This window comes from SAR202 cluster bacterium (assembly GCA_016872285.1).
In the GTDB taxonomy this organism is placed as follows: Bacteria; Chloroflexota; Dehalococcoidia; order Lucifugimonadales.
This window is the reverse complement of record VGZZ01000034.1, coordinates 1-25,766: the sequence shown is the minus strand read 5'-3', so window position 1 is coordinate 25,766 and position 25,766 is coordinate 1. Positions and strand designations below refer to the sequence as shown.

The following is a 25,766-nucleotide window of genomic DNA, read 5'->3' as shown; positions in this document are numbered from 1 at the left end:
ATCAACCGTTCGGGCTTGCCAGGAGCCATGCGGGGCGACCATGCTGAGCGACGGTCTAATGAGACCGAGAATGAAACGGCCTGCCCCGCCGGCATCGCTGTGCTTGGAGAACAGTTTAGACCTTTTTTAAGATACAAGAATGACAATTAATCATCTGGTTGGCCATTAACGGCCTCGCCAGTCCTCGGCGCGGTCCTGGGGGACGTAGCCCAGGATGTCGCGGGCGTGGGTGAGGTCTCGATAGCTGTACTTATTATCGGAAGTGCAGAAGAAGATATCGAAGCCTACGTTGGGGGGTGCGTCGATGCAGCGCTGGACCATCTGGGCGGCGTCGCGATGGCTGCACCAGACCGAAAAGGTGCGGACGGCGCTGGGGCGGTCGTCCTCAGGCAGCCAGCCGAATCGAACGCAGAGGACGGACATGCCGTGGGCATCGAAATAGTAGCGGCCCAGGGCCTCGCCCCAGGCCTTGCTGGCGCCGTAGACGTCTTTGGGGCGGATAGGGTCGCGGTGGGTTAGCTTGGGCCAGGTGGGCGGCAGCTTGTGGTACTCGCCGGATTCAAGCTCTCGATATGGCGGGTCGAGGGTGTAGTTGAGGACGATGGAGCCGCTGGAGGCGAAGACGACGCGCTTGACCCCGGCCCGGTGGGCGGCCTCGAAGACGTTGTATGTGCCGGCGATGTTGCGCTGAAGGATGTCTTCAAAAGAAGCCTGGCTGAGCGCCGCGGCCAGGTGGACGACGACGTCCTGGCCCTGGAAGTGAGGTTGTATAGAAGCCAGGTCTGTAACGTCGCCGGTGACGCTGCGGACGCCGTCCATGGGGCGTCGGTTCAGGGCGGTGAAGTCGTATTTGGGGCCGAGGTGCTTGAGGAGGGCCTTACCGATTCGGCCACTCATGCCGGTAACGAGGACTTTCTTTTTAGGCATCAGACTATCCGCTCAGTGATAAAGGATTGGGTATGCGCCCTGCTCTTCAGTGCCGGGCATGGGAGGTCGGTTGGTGGACCAGGAGCCGGGGTAGGTCTGGAGGTAGATGTGGACGATGGAGCGGAGTTCAGGGATGGGGTTGGGGTGGTCGTCGACGCGGAGGTCCAGGGCGGTGTCGGGGTCGATGCGGCTGCTGAAGACGCGGATGGCGGCGGACTGGCGGCCCCGGTTGTCGCCGCCGGTGGCCTGGGCGGCTTCGAGGCACTGGAGCAGGCGCTCGTGGAGGGGCAGGCCGCTGTTTTCGGTCTTTTCAAAAGTGTCACCTAAAGCCTGAACTACCTCCGGGCCGACCATGGTGTTGGCGCCGCAGGCATAGTTCTTGCCCGACCGGCTGCCAGCCCATGGGAAGCAGGTGGGGGTGGTGTAGGCGGCGGATACGCCTTTACGGTCGATGATGCTGTACTGGCCTCGGCCCTGGCAGATGGCCTTGATGGCGTCGATGACGACGTGGGCTGGGAAGCCCAGTTCCAGCATCTTGAGGGCGCGCAGGCGATGGGTCTCGGTGCTGCTGAACCCGACCATGCCGACCTCGCCCTTGCCTTTAAGGACTCGCGAGCCGACACCGATGTTTTTGGTGGCCACCGCGCCGCCGAACTGGCCGGTGCGCGGGTCAAAGCCGACGATGGTCATGGTCATAAAACCATCTCCCCCTTTATCCTCCTCTTCCTACGAGGAAGAGAGGAAAGTAGAAGTTAGGAACCTCATCATCCCCTAACCCCCTCTTCTCATTCCAAGGAGAAGAGGGAGGACCTGACGCCCGAATCCTCCGTCTCAATGGCATAAGAGCAGACATGAAGGCAAACCCCTCTCTGGATTCCCTGTGGCGCCTCGAATTCATCGATAAAAGAAGCCCTATGGATAAAGGATAGGATAGCCGCCGGTGCCTTCCAGTTCTGGCCAGGTGCGGGAGCCGTACTGGGGATAGGTCTGTCGGTAGATGTGGACGACGGCCCGCAGCTCGGGGATAGGATTGGGGTGGTCGTCGACGCGGAGGTCGAGGAAGGGGTTGGCGTCGACGCGCTTCCAGTGGACCTGGATGGCGGCGGACTGGCGGCCTCGATTATCGCCGCCGGTGGCCTGGGCGGCTTCGAGGCACTGAAGGAGGCGCTCTTCCAGCGGCAGGCCGCTGCTTTCGGTCTTCTCGAAGGTGTCGCCCAGGGCTTGCACTACCTCCGGGCCGACCATGGTGTTAGCGCCGCAGGCGTAGTTCTTACCGTTTCGGCTGCCGGCCCAGGGGAACTGGGCGGGAGCGGTCCAGGCGGCGGAGATGCCCTTGCGGTCTATGAGGCTGTACTGGCCTCGACCGTTGCAAACGGCCTTGATGGCGTCGAGAACCACGGGGGCTGGGAAACCGAGCTCAAGCATGGCGATGGCGCGCATTCGCTGGACTTCGTGGCCGCTGAAGCCGACCATCCCTACTTCGCCCTTGCCCTTAAGGACTCGCGAGCCGACACCGATGTTTTTGGTGGCCACCGCGCCGCCGAACTGGCCGGTGCGCGGGTCGTAGCCAACTATGGTCATGGTCATGTAAGTATTACTCCTAAGTATTACCCTGCTGAAAAAGATGGGGGGGACTGGATTCCAGTCTCGATTGGCATCGGGATTTCAGATTGGATGATTTTAGGTGCTCAACCTTCGCTGGAATCACGGGATGCGCTGTTAGGAGACCCAGGCCTTGCCCTGGTTGGCGCGTTCTTTTTCGCCCTCGGTGAAGCCTCGAATCATCTTGATGCTCAGGCTCTGCTGGGCTTCGAGGTCCTTGAAGCACTTGGCGGCCTGCTCCAGGCCGCGGCCCTCAAAGGCGATGAGGACGTTGGGCTCGCCGGTCTCCATGTAGTAGATGCTGAGGATGCGGCCGCCGTTGGTGTCGACCCAGGCGCGGGCGGCCTTGCCTACGGACAGTTCTTGCTCGCCGCTCTTCTTTCCCTTGTAGGTGCCGAACCCGATGAATGTAGGCACGTGAATACTCCTTGGGATGAATTAAAGGTGCTGTTTAGCGACTGTTACCCTAGTGTGGTGAGGGCGGGCTGTCAAGGGCTAGTCAAAAGGGGTAACAGGTCATGTCCACGGCGAAAAGAGGTCATGCTCGGCTGCGAATAGAGTGGCAGCGGCGCGGGTGGATACGCCAATCTTGTTATAGATGTGGAGGGTGTGCTGCTGGACCGTGCGCGGCGATATAACTAGTCTGGAAGCGATTTCTTTATTGGTAAGGCCGCGTCCTACTAGAAGCAGCACTTCCACCTCGCGCTCAGTTAAACCGGCGGGATAGCGTTTTGCTTCGATAGCCGGCGTCGCCAATTTATGGCCGGTCACGTCCAGGACCGCAGCTACCGCCCGCGCATCAAAGTGACCTTGCCTGGTGCTCTCTCTAAGATGCTTCGCAGCCGTATCTCGACTGAGGGCTGGGCGGTAAGCTTTTTCACGGAGAGCGCCTTCGTACCAGTTAGCAACCGCCAGCAGCCGGGTTTCGGCCCCTAGCAAGGAGCCTGAAAGACCATGGGGATAGCCGGAGCCGTCCAATCGCTCATGATTGCTGGCTCCCAGACGTCCAAGGGAAGACAGGGCGGGAGAAGCCGAAAGAATGCGTTCGGTGTAATAGGCGTGGCCGCGAACCCTTTCCCGCTCGCCGGGACTTAGAGGGTCTGGCTTGTCGGTAATTCCGTTGGGCACGCTTACCCGGCCCAGGTCGTGAAGCAGCGCGGCGAGTTCGACTCGCGCGACGGATTTCTGAGGAAGCCCCAGGAGGGTCCCGGCCTCCACAGCTAATCTGGCGACTCCCCGCGAATGGCCTAGCATGAAGGGTGTCTTCAGGTCTGAGTAGTCACCTAAAATCCGGGCAAGTTGTCCAAGCTGATCCGCTGGCACCAAGCGATGGCTGTTAGGTTCCGCTTCCATGACCTTGTCCCAGACGGAACCCTGGCGGAGGTTGCTGAAAAGCTCACGACTATACTTCAGAAAAATAGGCAGGATACCCGGGTCTAGCTGGCCTCCCGAACGGTGGCGAAGGAGCGATTGCAGCTCATCAGGGTTAAGACCACGAGCATTGGCCACAGCGACTTCCGCAAAGTCCAATACGTGAGTGGCGAGGGGAATCGACTCCCCATACAACCTCTTAGGTCCACCGCCGTCCCATCGCTCGTGATAAGTATTCACAGCTGCCTGGACCGTCGGCGGCATGCCAAGTCTGGAAGCGAGTCGAACAGCCACCTCGCAGTGGGCTGCCAGTACAGACGGCGCTATCTCCGGGCCGCGCTGTAAGAAGGACTGGACAGCGCGGGCCCGCCGCGCGGGAGAGAGCTGGCGGCCAAGGCCCTGGCTGATGCGCCGCTGTATATCGGAACCGTCTGAGAAATCGGCGGAGAGCAGCGCGGAGCGCAGTTCCAAATCATCTCCGCTAAAGCTCGACTCTTCCACTGAGGTGGATGTGCAGCCAATGAATCGCAGCAACCCTCCCCAGTAGACCGCTTCCAGGTCTGCGGCAGACAGGCCCATAGCTTTGCCGAGACCCATGGCGACAAGAGTGCAAGAGAGCGCAGTCTCTAAGGGCTGGCCGTTGCCCAGGTCTGTCGCCAGGGATAGGGAGCCAACAACTTCAGCCAGGCGAACTGCGTCTATCTCAGAGGCAAGGTCGGAATTGCGGTCTGAATAAGCCATCTGGCGCATGCTTGTTCACCGAGCCGAAGTATAGCATGGCCTCACTAACCACAGGAGGAGCCAGATGGACAGCAGCCGCAAGACGGTGCAATTGATATATGAAGCCTTTGGCCGCGGAGATGTTAAAAGCATCCTCGGTCACATGACGGAAGACGTCCAGTGGGAGTACGCCTGGACTGACAGCCCGGTGCCCTGGCTGCGACCAGGAAGAGGCCGAGACCATGTGGCCCGCTTCTTCGGCATCATCGGAAAGGAGCTGGACTTTAAGAACTTCAAAGTCAATCATGTCCTTTCTGAAGGGAACCTTGTGGTGGCCCTGGTCAGCCTGGAGGTCACTGTACGTTCTACGGGTAAGCGCATTATTGAGACTGACGAGGCGCATATCTGGTACTTCAACGAATCAGGGCAGGTACAGAAATTCCGTCATGCGGCGGACACATATCAGCATGCGCAGGCCCTTCAGCGGGCGGAAGCGCGCTTGCGCTGAGACCAAGAGCGGTTGGAGAAGACCAGGGCCCTGCCTACATAGCTGTATAGCCGCCATCAATGACCAGGGAAGCGCCGACGATGTACGATGCCTCGTCGGAGGCGAGGAAGAGGACGCCCTGGGCGACCTCTTCGGGGCGGCCGCGACGGCCCATGGGGGTGAGGGTGAGGACGCGGTCTCGCAGCTTGGGGTCGACGTAGCCTTCACGGAGCATGGGTGTGTCGATGGGACCGGGGTGGACGGAGTTGATGCGGATGCCGTCGCGTATGTGGCGCAGGGCGGCGGACTTGGTGAAGATGGTGACAGCGCCTTTGGAGGCGTTGTAGGCGGGGCTGCCGGTGTCGCTGCCGACGATGCCCATCTGGGAGGAGATGTTGATAATGGAGCCGCCGCCGTTTTTCTTCATTATGGGTATGGCGTGCTTGCAGCCCAGGAAGACGCCCTTGGCGTTGACGTCCAAAACCCGGTCCCACTCTTCGGAAGTGGTGTCGACGACGCCGTGAGTGGCGGTGATACCGGCGTTGTTGACCAGGATGTCCAGCTTGCCGTAGCGGCGGACGGTCTCGGCGATGGCTTTCTCCCAGGCGGCCTCGTCGGCGACCTCCAGGTGGAGATAGAAGGCGTCGCCGCCGGCCTTTTTAATCTGTGTGACGATGGCTTCGCCTTCCTGGTCGCGGATGTCGGCGACGGCGACTTTTGCGCCTTCCTTGGCGAAGAGGAGGGACTCGGAAGCGCCCATGCCTCTGGCGCCGCCGGTGATGAGGGCTACTTTGTTTTTGAGGCGCATGGTTTTTGTCTCCTTAATCAGTTCTGAGTGCTAAAAGGCCAATGTTATCGTAATCGGTAGGACCTCATCACCCTTAATCCCTCTTCTCCTTTCTGAGAAGAGGGAAAGAAAATAATGCACCACAACCCCCTCCTTCGACATACTCAGGACAACGTCTAACTCCCCCTTCGTCCCTCGGGGGATACTCGGGACAGGCTCTTCCAGGCCGAAGGGGGAGAACCAGATAAGAAACCCCGTACCCCCAGAGAGCGCGAGGCTCCTTTCGCAAGTCTCACGATTTTAATGTCGCCCACAATAGCTTTGGCTATAAAAATAGATTTAAATCGCTGGGTGGCGGAGGTGCCAGTCGGTGGACTGCTCGTAGGCGTAGGCGACTCGGAAGAGCAAACCTTCCGACAGCTTGTTGCCCATGAGCATCATGCCGACGGGCAGCCGGCCCTGGTAGAAGCCGCATGGGACGGAAAGGGCGGGGGCGCCGGCCATGCTTGCGAGGCCGTTGAGATAGACGGCGCGGGAGCGGGCCGGGACTTCCTTGCCTCGAATGATGGTGGTATTGGCGTCGGCGCGGTCGCCCATGGTGGCGCCGGTGGGCATGGCGATGACATCGACCTTGGTCAGCTCCTCGAAAAGCTCCTGGTTGATACGGGCGGCTTTCTGCATAGCATGGAGGTACTCGTGGAAAGGCACGGCGCGGCCAGACTCGATAACGCGATGGATTTCAGGCCAGGCGGCCACGTCCTCAGGACTGAAGACATCCGGCCACATGACGGCGGTCTCGGGCTCGGTGAGCTTGAAGTGGGTGGCGCGGCACTCCTCGGCCAGGGGCAGGTTTACTTCCTTGACCTCGGCGCCCAGCCCGGCCAGGACCTCGACTGCCTTTTTGACCATGGTCTCGACCTCTGCCTGGTCGCGTTCCCAAATCCACCGGTCGCGGGGCAGGCCGATGCGCACGCCCTTGACGCCGCGTTTGAGGGAGACGCGGTAGTTGGCGGGCGGGGCGTTGACGCTGATGGGGTCTTTGGGGTCATAGCGGGACAGAAGCTCGGCGACGATGGCGCAGTCCTCGACAGTCTTGGCCAGGGGGCCGGCCTGATCGTGGGTCCAGGAGGGGGCGAGGACGCCGTGGCGGCTGATTCGTCCGAAGGTGGCGCGGATGCCGACGAGATTGCAGTTGCTGGCGGGGTGGCGTACTGAGCCGCCGGTGTCGGTGCCGATGGATACCAGGCCCATGGAGGCGGCGGTGGCGGCGCCGGAGCCGGCGCTGGAGGTGCCGGGGCTGAGTTTGGGGTCCCAGGGGTTGTAGCAGTCCAGGGGCGTATCGCCGCGGCCGATTTGCGAATAGACCTTGCCGACAAGGATGGCCCCGCTGTCCTCCAGGAGGGTGTGGACGGTGGCGCTCTCCTTAGGCTTGAAGTCCTTGCCTCGAAGGTTGCCGAAGGTGGTGCGCACGTCCTTGGTGGCGATGACGTCTTTCAGAGTGTAGGGGATGCCATGGAGGGGGCCTTTGTATTTGCCGGCCATGACCTCCTTTTCGGCGTACTTGGCCTTGCTCATCGCATAGTCGGGTGTAGGGGTGGTGAAGGCCTTGAGGGTAGGCTCAAGGCGTCGGACGCGCTCAAAAGTGGCTTCGACTACTTCCACGGGGGAGACCTTCTTGGCCTTAATTAGCTTTCCGAGGCTGACAATGGTGGCGTTGACTAAATCTAAGTTTGGCATGTCGATGACTCCCGATGGGCAGGGCAGGGCTGGCCCAAAAGGTAGGGCGTGAGGATGGCGGTGTCAAGGGAGGGTATTGGCCGCGGTTCCATACCTACCCCTCTGGCTCTCCCGTTCAAGTCGTGTGATGCTCAATACAGACCTTGTCATAAACGGGATACCATCCCCTGGCCCCTTCCTGCTGGAAGGGGAAGAGAAAAGAGGTAACCACAACCCTCTCTAACTCCCCCTTCGCCTTCCAGGCCGAAGGGGGAGAACCTGATGGGATTAGAGGGCAATCCTAGTACTCGAGCTAATTCGCAAGACCCGCAAGCGAACAGGGCCGATTCATAGAAGCAGGGTTTGGAGTTTGTAGACCGCGAGTACGGGTGGGAGTATTATTTCCCGCAGCATTTTTAGTCCGTTATTTCAACGCAACAATTTTCAGGCCTATGGCCTCGATACCCTCCCCAATACCTCCAAGCGCACCTAAAAAGACCACGCCTCTTGGGCGGGTCTTTGAAGCGTTCACCAACCAGGACTTCCGGCGCATCTGGTACTTCTACGTCATAAACGCCCTGGGGATGAACATGGATATGGTGGCCCAGGGGTGGCTGGTGCTGGAGATAACCGACGATTCGGCCTTCTGGGTAGGGGCAGTGGTGGGACTTCGAGGGGTGGGGCAGATAGGGTTTGGGGCTGTGGGCGGGCTGCTGGCGGACCGGTTCGACCGTCGGGCGGTGCTGGCGGCGGTGCAGGCGGGCCGGGCCATTATATTCGGCGCGCTAGGGCTGCTGGTGGTTACCGACCAGATCCAGTTGTGGCACGTGCTGCCAGTGGCGGTGATAAGCGGGATGCTGATGGCGACCATGCTTCCCGCCGGCGAGGCGTTGGTCTATGACGCGGTGGGCCCCAAGCGGCTTCTGAACGCCACCGCGTTCAAAAGCGGAGCCTGGAGGCTGGCGGGCATTGTCAGCTCCCTGGCGGCGGGGTTTGTCATCAGCGCCTTTGGCACGGGGTGGTGCTATCTGCTAGTGGCCGCGCTGATGGTGGTGAGCCCTTTGCCGCTGCTGTGGGTCAAAACCAGGTACTCGGCACCCAGCGCACGGAAGTCTGTATGGCAGACGCTGTCGGAAGGCGTGAGCTACGCCTCGAAGTCGCCGCCGGTGCGGTCGCTGCTAATTTTCAGCATGGCCCTGGAGATGTTCGGCTACTCATACTACGCCATGCTGCCGGTCATCGCGAAGGAGGTGCTGCATCTGGAGGCCGACGGGCTGGGATATCTATCGGCGGCGTCCAACGTAGGCGGGGTGTTGTCGATATTGCTGCTGGCCGCTATGAGCGATTTTAAGAACAGGACTCTGATAGTAGTAGTCTGCGGCCTTTTCACCGGCGCCTTTCTGATACTATTCGCCATGTCCTCGTGGTTCGTGGGGTCGCTGGTGCTGGTGGGGCTGATAGGGGCTTCCCTGAGCGCCTACGACCCGACGATGAGCGCGTCGCTACAGACGCTGACGGCGGACGCCATGCGGGGGCGAATTATGGGGCTGTACGGGCTGACCTTTGGCTTCACGCCGGTGGGGGGGTTTGTCGCCGGCAGCATGGCCAGCGCCGCCAGCGCGCCCTTCGCGGTGGGCGCGGGCGGGGTTATGGTGCTGGCCTGCGTTGGGCTTATACTGTTACCGACGAGAAGCTTATGGAGGACTTCGCAGCCGGCGGCGCCGTGGCCGCAGGGCGCGCCGGGAGCCCCCTAGAAGGACCGTGATTTGGCGACTACCGCCAGCGTATCATGGGTGAGGTACTGGATAGAAGTCGGGGACATTTATCTCCTGGACCCGCGGACGCCGCAAGCGTATGCAGAGGGGCACTTGCCGGGCGCGGTGAACCTGCCGCTGGAGCAGGTGCTGGACTCCAACCAGCGTTTGCTGCCGTACGGACAGCTCTTAGACGTCTTTGGCGAGGCTGGGATCGATGACGCCAAACGGCCAGTGGTCTACGACGCGTCGGACGGCACGCGAGGAGTGATGCTGGCGTGGCTGCTGGAGTACCTGGGCCGGGGTGACGTGAGCATGATGAGCGTGCTATACGAAGGCTGGGTAGCTGAGAACCAGACCGTGTCTAAGGAGCCGACGCGACTGCCCCGCCGCGAGTTTGTGCCCCGCATCGACCCCAGCAAACGCGCCACCTTAGACCTGCTCCAGGCGCACCCCGAGTTCAAGCTGCTGGACCTGCGCAGCGACCACGAGTTCCAGAAGTCGGGGCATATTCCCGGGGCGGTAAATCTGCCCTGGACGGGGTTGATGGGCGGTGACAACAACTTGCTGGGTGATTTGAGCGGCCTGCCCAGGCAACTAGCTTCGGCGGGGATAACGAAGGACGACACGGTAGTGACTTACGACAGCTTTGGCCCTCGCGCGGCCATGGGGTACCTGGCGCTGAAGCACTCGGGCTATACGGTGCGGGTGTTTCCCGGCGGGTTTTTGCAGTGGCGGGAGGCCGGGCTGGCTGTGGAGACGTAACAGGCCATCTATTTGTCAATTAAGTGGTGATATTTAGAAATCCTGCCTTTTCTCGCGCGGGATACCATCCCATTTATCCCCTTCCTGCTGGAAGGGGAAGGATTAATTGAATCACCTCATCATCCCCTAACCCCTTCTTCTCCTCTGCAATAGGAGAAGAAGGGGGACCTGAAGGAACCACAACCCCCTCCTTCGACCAGGCTCAGGACGGCGTCTAACTCCCCCTTCGCCTTCCAGGCCGAAGGGGGAGAACCAGAATGAGACGCCCTACGACCCCCAAAGTCAGGGGCTCTACTATCCAAGCGAGATCTATGTTATCCAAACCGAATGCTTTATAGTCTTTCTTGTGCCTGTGCCGTTGAATAGTTAGAATTGCGCCAACCCGTCGAAGAGACAAGGGGGTGGGCCATGAAGCTGGGTTTGCAGTTCGAGATGCAGCGGCCTGGCCTGGACGACCATAAAGTTATCGAGGAGACGCTGGAGCAGTGCGTCCTGGCGGACCAGGCTGGATTCGATTATTTATGGTTTGTGGAACACCACTTTCTTACAGGATTTTCCTGCTCCCCCTGCCCTGAGCTTTTCTACGCCGCCGTCAGCCAGCGCACCAAGAACATCCGACTGGGCCTGGGCGTTGTGATCTTGCCTTACCATCACCCCATTCGAGTGGCGGAGCGCATTGCGATGCTGGACCATTTGTCCAACGGGCGAGTGGACCTGGGGACCGGGCGGTCGTCGCCCTACGAGCTTATGGGAATGGGGATTGACCCGCGGGACAGCCGGGACATGTGGGCCGAGTCCATAAACATGATTCCCAAGATTTGGGCATCGGAACAGTTCTCGTACGAAGGCAAGTTCTGGAAGACGCCGCCGCGAGACGTGCGGCCCAAGCCATACCAGAAGCCTCACCCGCCGCTTTGGGTGGCCGCCCTTCAGAACGCGACCTACGACATCGCGGCGGAGATGGGCATTGGCGTCTTATCCTTCGGGTCGAGCGTACCTTCGACGTTAGAGCCCTACGTGCAGGCGTATAAAGAGAAGGCCCGGCGGGCCAAACCTGTCGGAGCCTTTATCAACGACCAGTGGGCCAATTCGACGCTAGGCGTTTGTCTGGAGGACGACCGGAAGGCGATGGAGATGGGGGAACGGTCTATCAAGACCTTCTTTGGGCCGGGCAAGCCATATGTTCAAGACCAGCGGGACGTTTATCATCGCTTGCTGCAGAACTGGGGAGGCGTACCGGAACACCTGAAGCTGGAGTTTTCCCGATACGTGGGCGAAAAGGAGAAGCTGTCGCAGGAGCAGGCGCTGTCCCTGTCGGGCGGCGACGCGCTGTCCTACAAGGTGTGGGACGGCCTGGACGCCGCGACGCTGTGCGACCGGGCGGTTATTATCGCGGGAGGCCCGCAGCGCTGCATCGAAGGGCTCAGGAAGCACCAGGCCATTGGTATCGACCAGATGATAGTGATGGCGCAGACGACGACGGTGCCGCACGAGTCGGTTATGAAGACTATCGAGCTTTACGGGAAGTATATAATTCCAGAATTCAAGAAGGAGGAGCAGGCTAAGGCCCGGGCCAAGGCCGCCCATGCCAGATAAGCAAAAGATGAAGGGAATGGTCGCCATTGTCACTGGCGCCAGCCGCGGCATTGGACGGGCTATCGCCATAGAGTACGGACGGCAGGGGGCCGTGGTGGTGGCGGCGTCGCGGGCGGCGTCGCCCACGGGGCTGCCGGGGACCGCGGAGCAGACGGCATACCAGATCGCGTCGTTGGGTGGGAAGGCCCTGGCCGTCCACTGCGATGTGACGGATGAAAAGCAGGTCAAGTCGATGGTCGACGAGGTGATGGCGAAGTACGGCAAGATTGACGTGCTGGTGAACAACGCCGGGCTTATCATTGTCGGCGACAAGTTCCTGGACATCGAGCCGGCGCGGTGGGACAAGCTGATGGCGATAAACATACGCGGCCCCTACCTGTGCTGCCGGTACGTGGCGCAGGTGATGGTGAAGCAGAAGCGAGGCAGCATTATTAACGTGGGGTCGAGGATGGGGGCGGACCCGACGACGGGCGGGGGCACGGCCTACAGCGCCAGCAAGGCGGCGCTGCACATGCTCAGCTTTACGCTGGCCGAGGAGCTTCGAGAGCATAACGTCGCGGTGAACATTTATAGCCCGGGCAGCGTGAAGACGGAGGGCGCGTGGCTAAACGAGTGGAACCACAAGAACTGGGACAGCCGGTACGAGCCGGAGGCATCAGGGCCGTGCGCGGTGTACCTGGCGCTGCAGTCAGCGGAGTCGCTGACGGGGCGATATCTTCACAGGGACGACTTTGGGAAGAAGTGGGGGCCGGCAGAACTAATCCAAAAGCCCGCATAAGCAGTTCACTCAATATGACGGCAAAACTGAGCAGCCTTCAGACCCCCCTCTTTAGTTCTCCCCCTCAAGGAGGGAGAAGATTTTCGAGATTTGAGCGGCGGACTTAGATATGCCAGCCTCTTACCAGCAAGTCCTTCGTCATCTGCTCGCCACGGTGGGCAAGGAGACCGGCTACACCGCGCCGGAGGAGATAGGCCGCGCGGCGTTTCGGTTCTATTCGATGGCGGTGCAGGATGCCAATCCGATTTATGTAAACCAGGCGGCGGCCAAGGCTGTGGGGCTGCGGGATGTCGCCGCGCCGCCGACGCTGGTGTGCGAGACGCACCAGTTGATCAACGAGGACATGAACGAGCAGGGATACCCCACGTCCATGGCCCACGACGCTCTGGGCGGGCTGCTGCGGGCGGGCAACTCATACGAGTTCTTCCAGCCCGTCCACCCCGACGATGTTATCACTGTCAAAAGCAAGGTAATTAAGGTGTCCGAGAAGGCCAGCAGGACGAACCGTTTAATATTTCGAGACACCGAGATCAGCTACTACAACCAGCACGGCCAGCTGCTGGCCAAGAACATCGAGACCATGGTAGCGCGGTTCCCTGCCGAGGCATCGTCATGACGCAGCAGGCGACCATGCGGTTCCTCGAAGACGTGAAGATGGGCGAGGAAATGACGCCCCTTCGCAAAGAGATAAGCCTAGTAAGGATGGCAGCCTACGCCGCGGCCACGTGGGACCTGGTGCGGATCCACTACGACTCGGAGGCGGCGAAGCAGGCAGGGTTTCCACAGCCCATCGTCGATGGGCAGATGCTGGGCGCTTACCTGACGCAGATGGTCCAGGACTGGGCCGGCCCGAAGGCGTTCTTGAATAAGCTGAGCTTTCAAAACAGGCGCATGGTTTTCCCAGGCGACGTGTTGACGTGCAAAGGGCAGGTCATATCGTCGCTGGCTATTGGGGGCGAGGGGCTGGTGGAATGCCGGCTATGGATTGAGAACCAGAAGGGCGAGGCGGTGGTGGACCCGGCCAGCGCGACGATAAGAATGCCGGTGCGGGGCGACAGCCCAGCGTAGAGGAAGAGAGGGCAACATCCCTCTTGGTGTCCCTTCTCACCTCCTTTTGAGCGGTTTATACTAGTCATGTCCGCAGGAGGGCAGTCTTGTCGTCTTGCTAGACAATATATCGTGAGGTGAGAGATGTGACTAAAAAGAGGGCTACAAACAAAAGCAATGGGAAACTAAGCGATTCAGCGGGTATAAGCCGTCGAGATTTTTTGAGAGCTACCGCAGTGACCGGCGCCGTGGCGGGGGTGGCGGCCCTGGGGCTGGGTGGGCTGCCGTCGGTGATCAACGGGTCGGTTTTAGAGAGGGCGGAGGCGGCGGCGGCCAAAGGTCTGAACCAGGACGAGTTTTTGGAGAACGGTGCAGGCAAGTTCGCAGTTGACATTCCAGGCCTTCCCGAAACCAGTGCCAACATCCAGTCAATCCAGGTTGAAGATTTGACCATAGATATTCGTGAGACTACCACGGGGGCGGACTGGGACTACAGGACTTACGCGCCAGGGGATGCCCATTATGGTAAGGCTTCTTTTAGAAGCAGGGTCGGAAAAAATAGCAAAGAGCTGCTTCAATGGCTGCATGATGCCTCCAGGGGCAAGGACGTTAGGAAGAACATATCGGTCATTATCAAAGATCGGGACGGCAGCGAGGCGCGCAAGTATAACTTATTCGAGTGTTTTCCAATCAAGTTCGACCCGGGCGATTACAGTCCCAGCTCGACGACCATGGTTGAATCTATAACGGTGAAGATTGGCCGAGTAGAGTTTGCTTAGTTCCATTTAGCATATCGATACTTATTAACAAACAAAAAAGAGGCTGTCCATGGTGACAAAGAAGCCGGATGAGATGATGGTGGTTAAGGGGTTCAGAATTGAGGTTAGCGGACCAGCAGGCGGGAAGAATGAAGATAAAGCGTGGGAGACCGCCACGGGCGGGGCGCTATGCATAGAGATTGGGGATTCCTCGACGGGGTCGGATCGAATCTCTACGGGGGAACCCACGCCCAAGTCCGTAACCGAGATTGTCCTTCGCGGACCTATGACCAAGTCGCGCAAGTGGATTGGACAGAACATCAACGATACGGTTAAGGGAAAGTTCGCCAGGTTTGATTTATCCATCATCGAGATAATGAAGGACGGTTCCGACGGGAAGCGGTACAACTACTTCGACTGCTTTATCACGCGCTACGTATACCCTGTCCTAAGCGCCGACGGGAAAGGCAACCTGTACGAAGAAGTACATATAAAGCCCATAAGACTAGACCTGGCGTAGCCCAGGCAATAGCCTTACAAACGCGTAAAAGAGGCGCCCCGATCAATCAGGGCGCCTCTTTTTGGTGAATAGACAGTTGATTTAGTAGACTGAAGGCCTGGATTCAGGCGCAAATTTGAAGGATAGATAGGGAGACTCATGGCCGAGAAGCGAATAATCAATCCGGACAACTATTCGTGGGACCCTAAATACTCCGAGAAGGCGTACTCGCTGGCGGTGGAGCGGAATGGCTTGCTGTGTGTGTCCAACCTCACCGCCGAGGAGTACGACGCCCAGCGAGGCGGCTATATCATCAAGCGGCTCAGCACGCTGGAACAGACCAAGGTTATCTTCGAGAAGCTGGGGGCGATTCTGGAGTCGGCGGGGTATAGCTACCAGGACGTGGTCTATACGGTGGACTACGCGCTGGAGGCCTCCATGCCCGAATACCGCCACACCGCCGACGTGCGGCGTCAGGCTTTCGGGGGGAGCATGCCGGCGGCGGTAGGGGTGCTGGTGGAGGGGCTGCCCAAGTCGGCGGCGCTGATATCTATGAACGCGGTGGCGATGAGGGGCGGGCGGGAGAAGCGGGCGGTGTTCCCTGAAGGGACGCCGACGTGGGAGCGATACAAGACGCGCACTTTCTGGCCGGGCTTCTTCGTCGGCGAGGAGTGGTTCTGGCTGTCGGGCGCGACGGGCCGTGTGTATGACGAGGCGTCGAAGACCGAGAGGTATCCGGAGGGGATAAAGGACCAGGCGCAGGCGGTGTGGCGGCACGCGCTGGGGCAGGTGATGAAGGATGCGGGGGTGGAGCCGTCCAAGGTGGTGAGGGTGGCCGACTACGTGCATCCCGCCGGAGCGCCGGAATACTCGAGGACGCACACATTGCGTCGGCAGGCGCTGAAGAACGACGCCGTGGCCGCCGGCGCGCTGCCCATCCAGCGGCTGCTGCGCGGCGAGGCGCTGCTGGAGATCGACGCCACGGCGTATTTAGGCCGCGACCGGCGGGTGGTGAGGGTGGCGGGGTGGAAGGACGCGCCATCGGGCGCCGACGCAGTGCGGTGCGGCAAATATGTCTTCTGTTCAGCCCAGGTGCCTATGGACCGAACGACGGGTCAGGTGGTCGGCGGGGGGTTCAAGAAGCAGGCGGAGAGGGCCTACGAGAACTTGCAGATGGTGCTGGGGTCGGCGGGAGTGTCGGCGGAGGACGTGGTGCGGACGGTGGAGTGGACGGACCCGGCCAACGCTTACCAGCAAGACCTGTTGAATGAGATGCGGCGCCGCTATCTGGGGCCGTCGCTGCCCGCGGTGACGGTAGTAACGGCGAACCAAGGCCTGCCGACAGGGGCGAGCTTCAGCATAGAGGCGTGGGCGGTAAGGGCCTAGTTTTCCAGGATTTCGTATCGAATAGTATTGCTCGGATTGCAGGCAGGCCGATAAACTGCCTATTGTGCTACGAAAACTAGCGTTTTCCTGGAACTTGGCCCTGGCAGTGCTGCTCCTGCTGGCGGCCTGCGGCACCGTGCAGGACACGCCAACCGTTGTTTTGCCTGCCGCGACCTCTTCCCCTACCCAGCCCGCATCCACACCGACGCAAACGCCGACCCAGATCCCTGTAGCGCCTCCCTCACCTACGCCCACGCCTTCGCCGACGGCGCCAAGCCCGACCTCCGCCACCGCCACGTCTGCATCCATCCCAACATCGACCCCCACCGCCACCCGCCCGCCCACACCGACGCGGACGGCCACCCCGACCCGCACGCCCACGCGCACTGCCACAGCGACGCCAACGATGGTAAAGCCCCCACCACCCGGCGGCCCAGACCAGGTGGGCGGCCCGCTGCCTATCCTCAATAACGTGGGCGTAATAAGCATTCCCATGACCAGCTACGGCACCAACGGGCTGGAAGTGGACATGGAAACCGGCTTGGTCTATGTGGCGAACAACTCGGGCACCGCTATGGCCCAATGGTGCGGCAAAGCGCCTGTCGTCAAAGCCAACACGAACACGCTGAACGTCATCGATCCGGTTAAGCGGCAAGAAATCGAGGTGGAGCCTACGGACCGCGCGCCCATCTGGCCCCTCGTCGACCCCGAGCGGAACGTGGTGTATGTCGCGACATCCTCGGGTACGGTGGCGGTACATGCCAAGGGAACGGGGGAGAAAGCGACTTCTATTCAGGTGGGAGGAGTGCCCCACGCCACGGCCCTCAACTCTGAAACGGACTTGCTGGTGGTCACCAACTCCAAAGACGGGTCGCAGGAGTACATTTCGATAGTCAACGTGGAGTCCCGAAGCCTGGTAAGGCATCTACAGGTGCCTAAGTTTCCTCATCCGGCGGTCATGGATGCCGACAAGGGACTCGCGTACGTGTTGAGCCTGGAGAGCGGGAAGGTTACGGTGGTGGACATGGTCGGCGGGCAGGTGGTGAAGTCGTTTGGGACTTCGGCGCCGGGGGACAAGTACCTGGGCGCGGCGCAGATGGCCTTTTCGCCCGACACGCGCCAGTTGTATTTGACTCGATTAGCCATGCCGGACCAGCCATACAATATCTACGCCGTCGACGTGGATACCGGCGCCATCACGGGACGGGTGTCGGGGTTTGTATCGGGGAAGCCGGCCTGGGGCATCGCGGTGGACGAGACCAACCGCCTCATCTACGCAGTTATTGGCGACTCGAGGCATATAGGCGTGGCGGATATGGACACGCTGAAGCCGCTGGCGATGATAGAAGTGGACGAGTGCCCCTGGGCAGTGAAGCTTGACGTAGGGCGTGGACTGGGCTTTGTCAGCACCGTTACCAACAGCACGGTAAACGTGTTCGATTTGAATAAGGTCAAGCAGGCTGTCGGCAAGTAACCGCCCGTTGCTTTTTGCCTCCTCTGAGCTACACTGACAGTCGTTAGCCATTTGGACGGAGGCCCCATGCTCGACTTTTATCAAATCGCGTCGCTGCTGACGGAAGAAGAGAAGCAGGCGCAGGCGACGGCGCGGCAGTTTATGGACTTAGAGGTCATCCCCCATGTCAACCAGTGGTGGGAGGAGGAGACTTTTCCCAAGCACCTGGCGTCGAAGCTGGGGGAGCTTGGGTTTCTAGGGGCCAGCCTGCCGTCGGAGTACGGGACGGCGGGGGTGTCGAACGTGGCCTACGGGCTGATTATGTATGAGCTGGAACGGGCGGACTCAGGGCTGAGGAGCTTCGCCAGCGTCCAGGGCGCGCTGGTAATGTACCCGATACACGCCTACGGGTCGGAGGAGCAGAAGCGGAAGTACCTGCCGGCTATGGCTCGAGGCGAGGTACTGGGGTGCTTTGGCTTGACGGAGCATGAGGGTGGTTCTGATCCCGGGGCGATGAAGACGCGGGCGCGCAAGGACGGTAAATATTATGTCATCACGGGCCGCAAGATGTGGATTTCCAGCGGCAACATCGCGCAGGTGGCGTTAGTGTGGGCGGTGGACGAGAACAACGAAGTGCGCGGCTTCCTGGTGCCCACGGATGCTAAGGGCTTCACTATCAACAAGGTAAAGCACAAGATGAGCCTGCGTCTGTCAGTGACCAGCGAACTGGTGCTGGACGAGGTGCGGGTGCCGGAGTCGGCGGCGCTGCCGGGCGTGAAGGGGCTGCGGGGGCCGCTGTCGTGCCTGACGCAGGCGCGATACGGCATCGCGTGGGGGGCCATGGGATCGCTGGAGGCGGTGTACGAGGAGGCGGTGGGCTTCGCCAAGAACCGCAAGACCTTCGGCGCGCCGATAGCGTCGAGGCAGCTAGTGCAGTCGAAGCTGGCGGACATGCTGTCGGACCACACGTCGGGGCTGATGGTGGCGTGGAAGCTGGGGCGGATGAAGGATGAGGGGACAATGGGGTACGCGCACGTGTCCATGGCCAAGCGGTCGAACGTGCGGGCGGCGCTGAAGGGGGCGAGGTCGGCGCGGGAGATACTGGGGGCCAGCGGGATAACGCTGGAGTACCACAGCATTCGTCACATGCTAAACCTGGAGACGGTGGACACCTACGAGGGGACTTACGACGTACACGCGCTGGTACTGGGGAGGGAGATTACGGGGATGGGGGCGTTTGGGTAAAAGGGAAGGACTAGAGCAGAGCCAGAAATTCTTCTACAGTCATGCCAGCTTTGCGAATTAATCCTCTTAGTGTACCCACCTTCACCTCGCGGTGGTCAGGTTCTGAGACATTTAGCCGGGCACCAGATTTGTTCATAACGATATGACTTCCTGGCGCCCGGCGGGATACGCGCCAACCAGCACGCTCGAAAGCCACAACAATCTCCCTGCCGGATAAAACAGGGAGCCTCGGCACTAAGCAGGGACGGTGGATGGGAGTTCTACTTGGGCTGTCTCCACTATAAGCGGCAAGCCGTCTTCGTCCCGAATCTTCAATATTTCCGCGATTTCCTGACTGACAACCTCCGGTGTTTCTGGAAGAACGGACTGGCCCTGCTCGCTCATAACGTCTAGAACAAGAAGGATAGCTTCTTTGATGTTATCCAGGGTCTCCTGTCGCGTGTCTCCCTGACTGATACAACCTGGCAAAGCGGGGCAATGGACAACAAAGCCGCCGCTCTCCTCAGGTTCCAGTATAACTGTAAATATCCGCCTTTTTGCCATTACCTATCACCGTTGACCTTCCGATGATTATAGCATCTGAAATTCCCTTCAAACTTTCTTGAAGGTTGGCTTGTATAAATTAAGTTAACGCATACAACTGGAGGTGGCTGATGAAGAGACGCTGGTTAGTGGTTTCCGTCGCGGCGGCGGCCCTGGCGGCGCTGGCGGTGGGCGGGGCGGTTTTCGCCGCCAGCAATCGCGACGGGTCGGGCGGGGCGGAGCGAGAGGCGGCCAAGGAAGAGTACACGAATCGAGTGGCGGAGATTCTCGGGAAGGACCCTGCGGAGGTGAAGAGTGCGGTGAAGCAGGCCCGCAGAGAGCAGATGGACGAGGTTATCAACGAGCATCTCGACAAGCTGGTGGAGAAGGGTGAGCTGACCCAGGCGGAGGCGGACGAGATTAAGGCGTGGCTGGCGGAGCGGCCTGAGGCGCTGTCAAAGCTTGGTCCATTCTTTGGACACAGGCCGTTCCTTTTCGAAGGGCAACGATTGAGGCACTTTGGCCGCCATCACCACTTCTTCAAGGCCTTCCCATGCCCAGAAGATGAAGCGCCCGCCGAAACACCTTCGGCGACTCCCGGCGTCACGTCCTTTTAACACGCTATGGCAGCAAAGGGTACACTAGTACATCAGGGGCTTCAGAAGCCTCGAAATTCGATAGGGGAGAGGCCTGTGCCTGCTACCGTACTGGTCGTTGAAGACGACGCCGTCGCGCTGGAACTGGTGCGGCTGTACCTGCAAAAGGACGGCCACAAGGTTATCACGGCGTCGAAGGGGACCGACGGTCTGAGGCTGGCCCTGGAGGCGCATCCCGATCTGGTGGTGCTGGACCTGATGCTGCCTGGCATCGACGGGCTGGAGATATGCCGTCGCTTAAGGCAAGAGTCGTCGGTGCCCATTGTCATGCTTACAGCCAGGGTGGAAGAGGAGGACCGGCTGGCGGGGCTGGACCTGGGCGCCGACGACTACATCACCAAACCTTTCAGCCCTCGAGAGCTGGCGGCGAGGGTGCGGGCCGTGCTGCGCCGGACGGACCGGGAATCGCGAGAGAGCGGAGCAAAGGGCATGACATACAAAGACATAGCTTTGGACCAGACCAATCGAAGGGTGGAGGTCGGGGGCAAGGCGATTTCGCTGACGCCCACCGAGTTTCGGCTCCTGGCTATGTTCATGCGAGAGCCGGGCTGCGCGTTCACCCGCGACCAGATCATCGACCGGGCCTTCGGCTACGACTTCGACGGCTTTGACCGGACGGTGGACGCCCACGTTTCCAACCTTCGGCGCAAGCTAGGCGTAGACTCGGAGAGCTGGCACTACATCCAGGCTGTTTACGGCGTGGGGTACAGATTTGGCCGTGAATAAGTGGTTCTCCAGTCTTCAGTTCAGGCTGCTTCTGGGCTTTACCTTTGTGCTAATCCTGGCCCTGGGAGGCGTCAGCCTCTACGTGGGCTATGCCGCGCAGAACGAGACGGAGAGGTACCAGGAGGAGGTGGCCGCCGCCAGGGCGCAGCAGGTGCAGCACGTTGTTACCGAGATGTATTCAACGCGGCGCGACTGGTCAGGGGTAGAGGTGGTGCTGGAAAGGGCCGGCGACCTTTACGGCTGGCGCATGGTTCTCAGCGACCGCGAGGGCCGGGTGGTGGCGGACTCCCATCGCGAGCGCTTTGGGCCGTGGAAGCCGCGACCCCACTATCTAGGCGGGCCTAGCGAGTACCCTTTCGTGTCCACGGAGAGCCGTCCTTTAGCTAAAGATTCCGGAAGCGACGAGGATACCGGCAGGATGCTTCCCATAGTCAACAGTGGAAACCAGGTCGGGTCGCTGGCTATCGAGCCGAACCAGGAGCTGGCGCTGGAGCCTCCGCTGAGCCGCCTGGCCTCCTCGATTAACCGGTCGCTGGTATGGACGGGGATAGCCGCGCTGCTGGCCGGCGTCGCCATGGTGTTCCTGGTGTCGCAGCGCATCCTGGCGCCGGTAAAGTCGCTGAACACGGCTGCCCTGCGGCTGGGACGCGGCGACCTGACACAACGGGTCCCGGTGGAGGACCACGGGGACATGGGCAGGCTGGCGCAGACCTTTAACGTTATGGCTGAAAACCTGGAAAAAGCGGAACAGCAAAGGCGGCACATGGTGGCTGACGTGGCCCACGAACTCCGCACGCCCCTGTCCAACATCCGAGGCTATCTGGAGGCGGTTAAAGATGGAGTGGTCCAGGCGGACGCCCAGACCATCGACACGATATACCAGCAGGTGCTGCACTTGTCACGGCTGGTGGAGGACCTACGGTTGCTGGCCCTGGCGGAGGCGGGGGCGCTAAAGCTGGACCGGCAGCCTGAATCGATGGAAGAACTGATGAAGAAGTCCGTGGATGCCTTCAGCCCGCGAGCTACGGCTAAGGGCCTGACTCTGACTCTAGACGCGGCGTCCAGCTTGCCTCTGGTGTCTATGGACCGGACGCGTATCTCCCAGGTGTTGAGCAACCTGCTGGACAACGCTATCTTCCACACGCCGGAAGGAGGAAGGGTGAGCGTTGAGTCAGTGGAGGCCGGTGGGAAGGTGCGAGTATCGGTAAGCGATACGGGCATAGGAATACCACAGGAGGCGCTAGCGCACATTTTCGATAGATTTTATAGGGTGGACCCGTCCAGGGCGCGCGCTACCGGTGGGGCGGGGCTGGGGTTGACCATCGCCAGGCAGATCGTCGAAGCACACGGTGGTTCCATAGGGGCGGAGAGCGCGCCGGGCCTGGGCAGCGTGTTTACCTTTGAACTGCCGGTTATAACCAATCAAACTTTCTAACTTTGAATTTATGAGAGCAAAAATATGAAGAGCACAAAGACCTTTGTTTACTCAACCCTAGTAATGGCCATGGTGCTGGGAGTGTTCGCCGTCGGCGCCGTGCTGTCGCCGAGGCTTATGACATCCACCCACGCTTCGCCAGTGCTTTATGACGAAGAGCAGGTGGTGTCGTTATACCAGCGATCAAACCCGGCGGTGGTGGAGGTGAGGACGGTCAGCCAGTCGGCGGGAGGCTTCTTCAGGCCTGCGGCGCCGGCAACAGGGCAGGGGTCCGGGTTCCTGGTGGACGACCAGGGCCATATTCTCACTAACTATCACGTCGTGCAGAACGCGACGCAGGTGCGGGTGACGCTGCACGACGGCCGCAGCCTGGACGCCCGGGTGGTGCGCACAGGCCCCGCCGACGATATGGCGCTGCTGCAGGTGGACGCGGCGCAGTTGTCCGGCATAACGCCCTTGCCTCTGGGGGACTCGGACTCGGTGCGGCCAGGCTCGATGGCGGCGGCCCTAGGCAGTCCCCTGGGGCTGGACGGTTCCATCACTGTGGGCGTGGTCAGCGGTGTGGACCGGAGCCGCCCCGGTATAGCTGGCCGGCCTATCACCGGCATGATCCAGACGGACGCGTCCATCAACCCGGGCAACTCGGGCGGCCCGCTCCTTAATTCGGCGGGCGAAGTCATCGGCATCAACACGTCCATCGAGCAGGCGCCGAATGGAGGTATCGGCTTCGCGGTGCCTGTGAATACAGCTAAGCTGCTGCTGGCCCAGGGGAATGATGAGTCGCAGCCTGTGGTGAGGAGGCCGTGGCTGGGTATAAGCGGCATGAACTTAACGCCTGAGCTGGCGCAGTTCCTGGATATCAATACCGACAGCGGCGTGTACGTCCTGTCGGTATCGAATGGCAGCCCGGCCCAGTCGGCGGGGCTGCGGGCCGCCAGCGGTGGGAACTCGCTGCAGCCCGGGCCCGGCGGCGATGTGATTACCGCGCTCAATGAGCGAAGCGTGCAGACGATACAGGGCTTGGTGCAGAGGCTTAATGAGCACAAGCCCGGCGATGTTGTGAGGTTGACGGTGCATCGAGACGGGCAGACGATTCAGTTGAACGTGACGCTGGGCGAGTGGCCTGACACTATTTCCAGGTAGCGTTTCCACCTTTCCTTTTGCTAGCGCCCCGACCCTATTGGGGCGCTAGTTTTTTTATTGGCCGCAACGCCAGGCTTCGACAAGGTCTAGGGAAGGGGGTAAAGTATGTGCCCTGAACCTACTTTTTTGGAGGAACGCCTGATGCCGCTGACATCCAAGTACCTATTCATCGCCAGCATGGACGTGGACAAGGAGAAGGATAAGATATTCCAGGACGTGTATGACCAGGACCACATTCCGCATCTAATGGAAGTGCCAGGGGTAATCTCCGTGGCGCGGTATAAGAAGGTGCCTCTGAGCATGTACATCGGCGGGCAGAAGAAGGAGATGGTCTTTGAGAGCGAGCCTCGATACCACGCTTATTACGAGCTGGAGAGCCCGGAAGTGCTTCTAACCTCGGAGTGGAACAAGGCGGTAGAGAAGGGACGGTGGCCTGCGCAGGTGCGGCCGTATACCAAGAACCGGCGGCATATTATGACGGAGCGGATTGAGTAGCAGAACCAGCGTTTAACAAGCGGCAGGTCAACCAGCGCTTACAGGAGCAGGAAGTTGAGCGCGTGAAGCATTAGCCAGACCAGAGGGACCGCGGCCAGGGCGGCGTGATGGACCCTTTGGGCGGCTTCGGGCCGCTTCTTGTCCACGTAGTACAGCGCCATGAGCGTGCTCGCCAGGACCATGGCCAGGGTGACGTAGTTGAAGATCATGAACCGGTCCGCGAAGGTCAGATAGCCCACGGGCGGTATGGACGACGTCAGGTTCAAGTGAAAGAGCACGGCGCTGGTGAAGGAGCCTGTGGTCAAGGTGAGGCGGGGAATTATTTTGTCCGGACTCAGCACCAGGGCCAGCATGCCCACAAAGACTATCACCAGGGCAGGCAGGAAGGACTTCAGCACCGCCGCCAACCGAGAGCGGTGGATTTCGATGGCGAAGCTGTATTGGGAGAAGCTGGTGCCGTAAGGCTCGTAGTAGTGGTCATCTACGCTGGCGCTCCACCCGTCAATGGCCCACCCGACTACGTCCACCGCGGGGTCTAGCCCGCTGTCGGCCAGGCTCACCTCATAGGCCTGGGTCTGCGACGTTTGCTCCTTGTCCTCCAATTTAATAATCAGCTTGTGGCGGTCAAAAGGGTAATCAGCTAGGTCCAGGCTGGTGTTAAGAGCAGCCTGGATCCGGTAGAACTTTTCGGTCGGCTCATCGACGGACTTGTCTATGGAGGTAGCGCGGCCGTTGGAGAACTCAAAGAGGCCGGGGCTGCACGGCTGATCGCAGGAGAAGGAGAGATAAAAGTCTATGGTGTAAGAGCCGGTGGCTGTGTCTAGTCTGCCGACGTTCAGCACATATGCGCCGACCTTAACCTTAATGGGCTCTCCTTCTTCTTGGCCGGAGGGTTGGGCATTAGCTCTGTGAGTCTCCCAAACACCGGAGGCCGAGAGCGTAAATATTAATACAAGGCCCAGGAAGATAATTTTCCGTACACGAAAGTAATGGCCGCGAGTCATGGATTATGGAAATCTCCTCGTAATGCGCAGGCGGAATAAGAAACTGCCGACCAGCGAGGGATATTACACGAAGCCAAAATCCTAGGGCAATAAGATCTAGGTAGTGACTAGGCGATGTTATACATCTCCGGCGGGAATTCTTCGCCGATGATGCCTTCGGCGTGGAGGAAAGCCAGCTCTTTCTTGGACATGCCGAGCATCTCGCCGTAGACGTAGTCGTTGTGCTCACCGAGGAGGTTGGGAGGGTGACGGACGGGCCGGTCCATTTTGGTGAGCCGCCAGAAGAAGCCAGGGTATCGGCGGGGGCCGACGGCGGCGTGGGGTAGGGTTGGGAAGAAGCCGCGGGCTTTCAGGTGAGGGTCGGTGAAAAGGTCAACGTCGTCGAGGACAGCCTGAGCGGGGACGCCGGCGGTTTGGAGAAGCTTCATGGCCTCGTGCTTATTCTGGCCTCGCGTCCACCCGGCGATGCAGGCGTCCAGGGCGTCGTGGTTTTTGCGGCGGCTGATGGCGTCGGCAAAGCGGGGGTCGGTGGCCCATCCTGGATTGCCGGTGGCCTTGCAGAGGGCCAGCCACTCGTTCTCGGTGGTGACGTTGATAACCAGCCAGTTGTCGTCGCCTCTTCGACCAGGCTCAGGGCAGGCTTTGCATGGATAGCAGCCCCAGGGCGCGAGATGAGGGTGGCGGTTGGCTAAGGGTTCAGTGGCTCGTTTGTTCATGTTCCAGTCCATGAGGCTTCCGCCAAGATGGGGCAGGAAAGCCTCGACCTGGGACATATCGATCCACTGGCCTTTACCTGTGCGGCGTCGATGGTGCAGGGCGGCGAGGATGGCGAAGCAGCCGGCGACGGCGCCGACGGCGTCGCTGTGCTGGATGATGGGAGTGGTGGAGGAGTCG

General features: G+C 60.4%; 28 protein-coding genes. 17 read left to right on the top strand and 11 right to left on the bottom strand.

The window, feature by feature from the left end; genetic code table 11:
* Positions 1 to 165: 165 nt before the first annotated feature.
* From FJ320_09580 to FJ320_09560, 5 genes are all read right to left on the bottom strand, one after another.
* Positions 166 to 927 (bottom strand): NAD(P)-dependent oxidoreductase, encoded by a 762-nt coding sequence (locus FJ320_09580; protein ID MBM3926212.1) that lies wholly within the window; start codon positions 925 to 927, stop codon positions 166 to 168.
* Between the two features lie 12 nt (positions 928 to 939).
* Positions 940 to 1,623, bottom strand: a complete 684-nt coding sequence (locus FJ320_09575) for a DUF1028 domain-containing protein (GenBank protein MBM3926211.1) — start codon at positions 1,621 to 1,623, stop codon at positions 940 to 942.
* 216 nt (positions 1,624 to 1,839) lie between these two features.
* Complete coding sequence (locus tag FJ320_09570) at positions 1,840 to 2,514, bottom strand: DUF1028 domain-containing protein (protein ID MBM3926210.1); 675 nt, start codon at positions 2,512 to 2,514, stop codon at positions 1,840 to 1,842.
* 132 nt (positions 2,515 to 2,646) lie between these two features.
* Positions 2,647 to 2,946, bottom strand: a complete 300-nt coding sequence (locus tag FJ320_09565) for a hypothetical protein (GenBank protein MBM3926209.1) — start codon at positions 2,944 to 2,946, stop codon at positions 2,647 to 2,649.
* Positions 2,947 to 3,045: 99 nt separating this feature from the next.
* The gene (locus tag FJ320_09560) at positions 3,046 to 4,650 is read right to left on the bottom strand and encodes an HD domain-containing protein (GenBank protein MBM3926208.1); all 1,605 of its coding nucleotides are present in this window, start codon (positions 4,648 to 4,650) and stop codon (positions 3,046 to 3,048) included.
* A 55-nt stretch (positions 4,651 to 4,705) separates the two neighbouring features.
* Between FJ320_09560 and FJ320_09555 the strand changes: the two genes are divergently transcribed.
* On the top strand, positions 4,706 to 5,128 hold the full coding sequence (locus FJ320_09555; GenBank protein MBM3926207.1) for a hypothetical protein: 423 nt from the start codon (positions 4,706 to 4,708) through the stop codon (positions 5,126 to 5,128).
* Between the two features lie 34 nt (positions 5,129 to 5,162).
* Here FJ320_09555 and FJ320_09550 read toward each other — a convergent pair whose 3' ends face one another.
* Complete coding sequence (locus FJ320_09550) at positions 5,163 to 5,915, bottom strand: glucose 1-dehydrogenase (protein MBM3926206.1); 753 nt, start codon at positions 5,913 to 5,915, stop codon at positions 5,163 to 5,165.
* 318 nt (positions 5,916 to 6,233) lie between these two features.
* Positions 6,234 to 7,631 (bottom strand): amidase, encoded by a 1,398-nt coding sequence (locus FJ320_09545; protein MBM3926205.1) that lies wholly within the window; start codon positions 7,629 to 7,631, stop codon positions 6,234 to 6,236.
* Between the two features lie 431 nt (positions 7,632 to 8,062).
* Here FJ320_09545 and FJ320_09540 point away from each other — a divergent pair, with 431 nt between their 5' ends.
* The 11 genes from FJ320_09540 (at position 8,063) to FJ320_09490 (ending at position 18,891) form a co-directional block, all read left to right on the top strand.
* Positions 8,063 to 9,364 carry an MFS transporter gene (locus FJ320_09540; protein MBM3926204.1) on the top strand — a complete coding sequence of 434 codons (1,302 nt, stop codon included), beginning with the start codon at positions 8,063 to 8,065 and terminating at the stop codon, positions 9,362 to 9,364.
* 12 nt (positions 9,365 to 9,376) lie between these two features.
* On the top strand, positions 9,377 to 10,129 hold the full coding sequence (locus FJ320_09535) for a sulfurtransferase (protein MBM3926203.1): 753 nt from the start codon (positions 9,377 to 9,379) through the stop codon (positions 10,127 to 10,129).
* 408 nt (positions 10,130 to 10,537) lie between these two features.
* Positions 10,538 to 11,725, top strand: a complete 1,188-nt coding sequence (locus FJ320_09530) for an LLM class flavin-dependent oxidoreductase (GenBank protein ID MBM3926202.1) — start codon at positions 10,538 to 10,540, stop codon at positions 11,723 to 11,725.
* On the top strand, positions 11,715 to 12,503 hold the full coding sequence (locus tag FJ320_09525; protein ID MBM3926201.1) for an SDR family oxidoreductase: 789 nt from the start codon (positions 11,715 to 11,717) through the stop codon (positions 12,501 to 12,503). The genes FJ320_09530 and FJ320_09525 overlap by 11 nt, the downstream gene beginning before the upstream one ends.
* 109 nt (positions 12,504 to 12,612) lie before the next feature.
* Positions 12,613 to 13,119, top strand: a complete 507-nt coding sequence (locus FJ320_09520; GenBank protein MBM3926200.1) for a MaoC family dehydratase — start codon at positions 12,613 to 12,615, stop codon at positions 13,117 to 13,119.
* Positions 13,116 to 13,571 carry a hypothetical protein gene (locus FJ320_09515; GenBank protein ID MBM3926199.1) on the top strand — a complete coding sequence of 152 codons (456 nt, stop codon included), beginning with the start codon at positions 13,116 to 13,118 and terminating at the stop codon, positions 13,569 to 13,571. The genes FJ320_09520 and FJ320_09515 overlap by 4 nt, the downstream gene beginning before the upstream one ends.
* Before the next feature lie 125 nt (positions 13,572 to 13,696).
* Positions 13,697 to 14,329 carry a twin-arginine translocation signal domain-containing protein gene (locus FJ320_09510; GenBank protein MBM3926198.1) on the top strand — a complete coding sequence of 211 codons (633 nt, stop codon included), beginning with the start codon at positions 13,697 to 13,699 and terminating at the stop codon, positions 14,327 to 14,329.
* A gap of 49 nt (positions 14,330 to 14,378) precedes the next feature.
* Positions 14,379 to 14,828, top strand: coding sequence for a hypothetical protein (locus FJ320_09505; protein ID MBM3926197.1), 450 nt, complete (start codon positions 14,379 to 14,381; stop codon positions 14,826 to 14,828).
* Positions 14,829 to 14,966: 138 nt separating this feature from the next.
* The gene (locus FJ320_09500; protein ID MBM3926196.1) at positions 14,967 to 16,193 is read left to right on the top strand and encodes a hypothetical protein; all 1,227 of its coding nucleotides are present in this window, start codon (positions 14,967 to 14,969) and stop codon (positions 16,191 to 16,193) included.
* 64 nt (positions 16,194 to 16,257) lie between these two features.
* Entirely contained in the window at positions 16,258 to 17,667 is a 1,410-nt protein-coding gene (locus FJ320_09495) for a hypothetical protein (protein MBM3926195.1), read from the top strand.
* Between the two features lie 66 nt (positions 17,668 to 17,733).
* The gene (locus FJ320_09490; protein ID MBM3926194.1) at positions 17,734 to 18,891 is read left to right on the top strand and encodes an acyl-CoA dehydrogenase; all 1,158 of its coding nucleotides are present in this window, start codon (positions 17,734 to 17,736) and stop codon (positions 18,889 to 18,891) included.
* 10 nt (positions 18,892 to 18,901) lie between these two features.
* Here the strand turns inward: FJ320_09490 and FJ320_09485 are convergent, their stop codons facing one another.
* Positions 18,902 to 19,126 (bottom strand): type II toxin-antitoxin system HicA family toxin, encoded by a 225-nt coding sequence (locus FJ320_09485; GenBank protein MBM3926193.1) that lies wholly within the window; start codon positions 19,124 to 19,126, stop codon positions 18,902 to 18,904.
* Positions 19,126 to 19,434 carry a type II toxin-antitoxin system HicB family antitoxin gene (locus FJ320_09480; GenBank protein MBM3926192.1) on the bottom strand — a complete coding sequence of 103 codons (309 nt, stop codon included), beginning with the start codon at positions 19,432 to 19,434 and terminating at the stop codon, positions 19,126 to 19,128. Before FJ320_09480 ends, FJ320_09485 begins: the two co-directional genes overlap by 1 nt.
* Positions 19,435 to 19,544: 110 nt before the next feature.
* On the opposite strand from FJ320_09480, the gene FJ320_09475 reads away from it, so the two are divergent.
* The 5 genes from FJ320_09475 to FJ320_09455 all read left to right on the top strand — a co-directional run bounded on the left by FJ320_09475 (position 19,545) and on the right by FJ320_09455 (position 23,868).
* Positions 19,545 to 20,030, top strand: coding sequence for a hypothetical protein (locus FJ320_09475; GenBank protein ID MBM3926191.1), 486 nt, complete (start codon positions 19,545 to 19,547; stop codon positions 20,028 to 20,030).
* Between the two features lie 6 nt (positions 20,031 to 20,036).
* Positions 20,037 to 20,795, top strand: coding sequence for a response regulator transcription factor (locus FJ320_09470; protein MBM3926190.1), 759 nt, complete (start codon positions 20,037 to 20,039; stop codon positions 20,793 to 20,795).
* Positions 20,782 to 22,230: a HAMP domain-containing protein gene (locus tag FJ320_09465; protein MBM3926189.1), complete on the top strand. Its 1,449-nt coding sequence runs from the start codon at positions 20,782 to 20,784 to the stop codon at positions 22,228 to 22,230. Before FJ320_09470 ends, FJ320_09465 begins: the two co-directional genes overlap by 14 nt.
* A 24-nt stretch (positions 22,231 to 22,254) precedes the next feature.
* A complete protein-coding gene (locus FJ320_09460) occupies positions 22,255 to 23,373 on the top strand; it encodes a PDZ domain-containing protein (protein ID MBM3926188.1) in 1,119 nt (372 codons plus the stop codon).
* A gap of 141 nt (positions 23,374 to 23,514) precedes the next feature.
* Entirely contained in the window at positions 23,515 to 23,868 is a 354-nt protein-coding gene (locus FJ320_09455; protein MBM3926187.1) for a hypothetical protein, read from the top strand.
* A 38-nt stretch (positions 23,869 to 23,906) separates the two neighbouring features.
* Here the strand turns inward: FJ320_09455 and FJ320_09450 are convergent, their stop codons facing one another.
* Both FJ320_09450 and FJ320_09445 read right to left on the bottom strand, forming a co-directional pair.
* Positions 23,907 to 24,710: a hypothetical protein gene (locus tag FJ320_09450; protein ID MBM3926186.1), complete on the bottom strand. Its 804-nt coding sequence runs from the start codon at positions 24,708 to 24,710 to the stop codon at positions 23,907 to 23,909.
* 269 nt (positions 24,711 to 24,979) lie between these two features.
* Positions 24,980 to 25,766: hypothetical protein (locus tag FJ320_09445; protein ID MBM3926185.1), on the bottom strand; the 787-nt coding region annotated here is incomplete at its 5' end.

What these genes read in the sequence shown, in the direction of transcription:
- FJ320_09580 (MBM3926212.1), bottom strand. Translation starts at nt 927, where the DNA reads ATGCCTAAAAAGAAAGTCCTCGTTACCGGCATGAGTGGCCGAATCGGT.
- FJ320_09575 (MBM3926211.1), bottom strand. Translation starts at nt 1,623, where the DNA reads ATGACCATGACCATCGTCGGCTTTGACCCGCGCACCGGCCAGTTCGGC.
- FJ320_09570 (MBM3926210.1), bottom strand. Translation starts at nt 2,514, where the DNA reads ATGACCATGACCATAGTTGGCTACGACCCGCGCACCGGCCAGTTCGGC.
- FJ320_09560 (MBM3926208.1), bottom strand. Translation starts at nt 4,650, where the DNA reads ATGCGCCAGATGGCTTATTCAGACCGCAATTCCGACCTTGCCTCTGAG.
- FJ320_09555 (MBM3926207.1), top strand. Translation starts at nt 4,706, where the DNA reads ATGGACAGCAGCCGCAAGACGGTGCAATTGATATATGAAGCCTTTGGC.
- FJ320_09550 (MBM3926206.1), bottom strand. Translation starts at nt 5,915, where the DNA reads ATGCGCCTCAAAAACAAAGTAGCCCTCATCACCGGCGGCGCCAGAGGC.
- FJ320_09545 (MBM3926205.1), bottom strand. Translation starts at nt 7,631, where the DNA reads ATGCCAAACTTAGATTTAGTCAACGCCACCATTGTCAGCCTCGGAAAG.
- FJ320_09540 (MBM3926204.1), top strand. Translation starts at nt 8,063, where the DNA reads ATGGCCTCGATACCCTCCCCAATACCTCCAAGCGCACCTAAAAAGACC.
- FJ320_09530 (MBM3926202.1), top strand. Translation starts at nt 10,538, where the DNA reads ATGAAGCTGGGTTTGCAGTTCGAGATGCAGCGGCCTGGCCTGGACGAC.
- FJ320_09525 (MBM3926201.1), top strand. Translation starts at nt 11,715, where the DNA reads ATGCCAGATAAGCAAAAGATGAAGGGAATGGTCGCCATTGTCACTGGC.
- FJ320_09520 (MBM3926200.1), top strand. Translation starts at nt 12,613, where the DNA reads ATGCCAGCCTCTTACCAGCAAGTCCTTCGTCATCTGCTCGCCACGGTG.
- FJ320_09515 (MBM3926199.1), top strand. Translation starts at nt 13,116, where the DNA reads ATGACGCAGCAGGCGACCATGCGGTTCCTCGAAGACGTGAAGATGGGC.
- FJ320_09505 (MBM3926197.1), top strand. Translation starts at nt 14,379, where the DNA reads ATGGTGACAAAGAAGCCGGATGAGATGATGGTGGTTAAGGGGTTCAGA.
- FJ320_09500 (MBM3926196.1), top strand. Translation starts at nt 14,967, where the DNA reads ATGGCCGAGAAGCGAATAATCAATCCGGACAACTATTCGTGGGACCCT.
- FJ320_09490 (MBM3926194.1), top strand. Translation starts at nt 17,734, where the DNA reads ATGCTCGACTTTTATCAAATCGCGTCGCTGCTGACGGAAGAAGAGAAG.
- FJ320_09480 (MBM3926192.1), bottom strand. Translation starts at nt 19,434, where the DNA reads ATGGCAAAAAGGCGGATATTTACAGTTATACTGGAACCTGAGGAGAGC.
- FJ320_09475 (MBM3926191.1), top strand. Translation starts at nt 19,545, where the DNA reads ATGAAGAGACGCTGGTTAGTGGTTTCCGTCGCGGCGGCGGCCCTGGCG.
- FJ320_09470 (MBM3926190.1), top strand. Translation starts at nt 20,037, where the DNA reads ATGGCAGCAAAGGGTACACTAGTACATCAGGGGCTTCAGAAGCCTCGA.
- FJ320_09460 (MBM3926188.1), top strand. Translation starts at nt 22,255, where the DNA reads ATGAAGAGCACAAAGACCTTTGTTTACTCAACCCTAGTAATGGCCATG.
- FJ320_09455 (MBM3926187.1), top strand. Translation starts at nt 23,515, where the DNA reads ATGCCGCTGACATCCAAGTACCTATTCATCGCCAGCATGGACGTGGAC.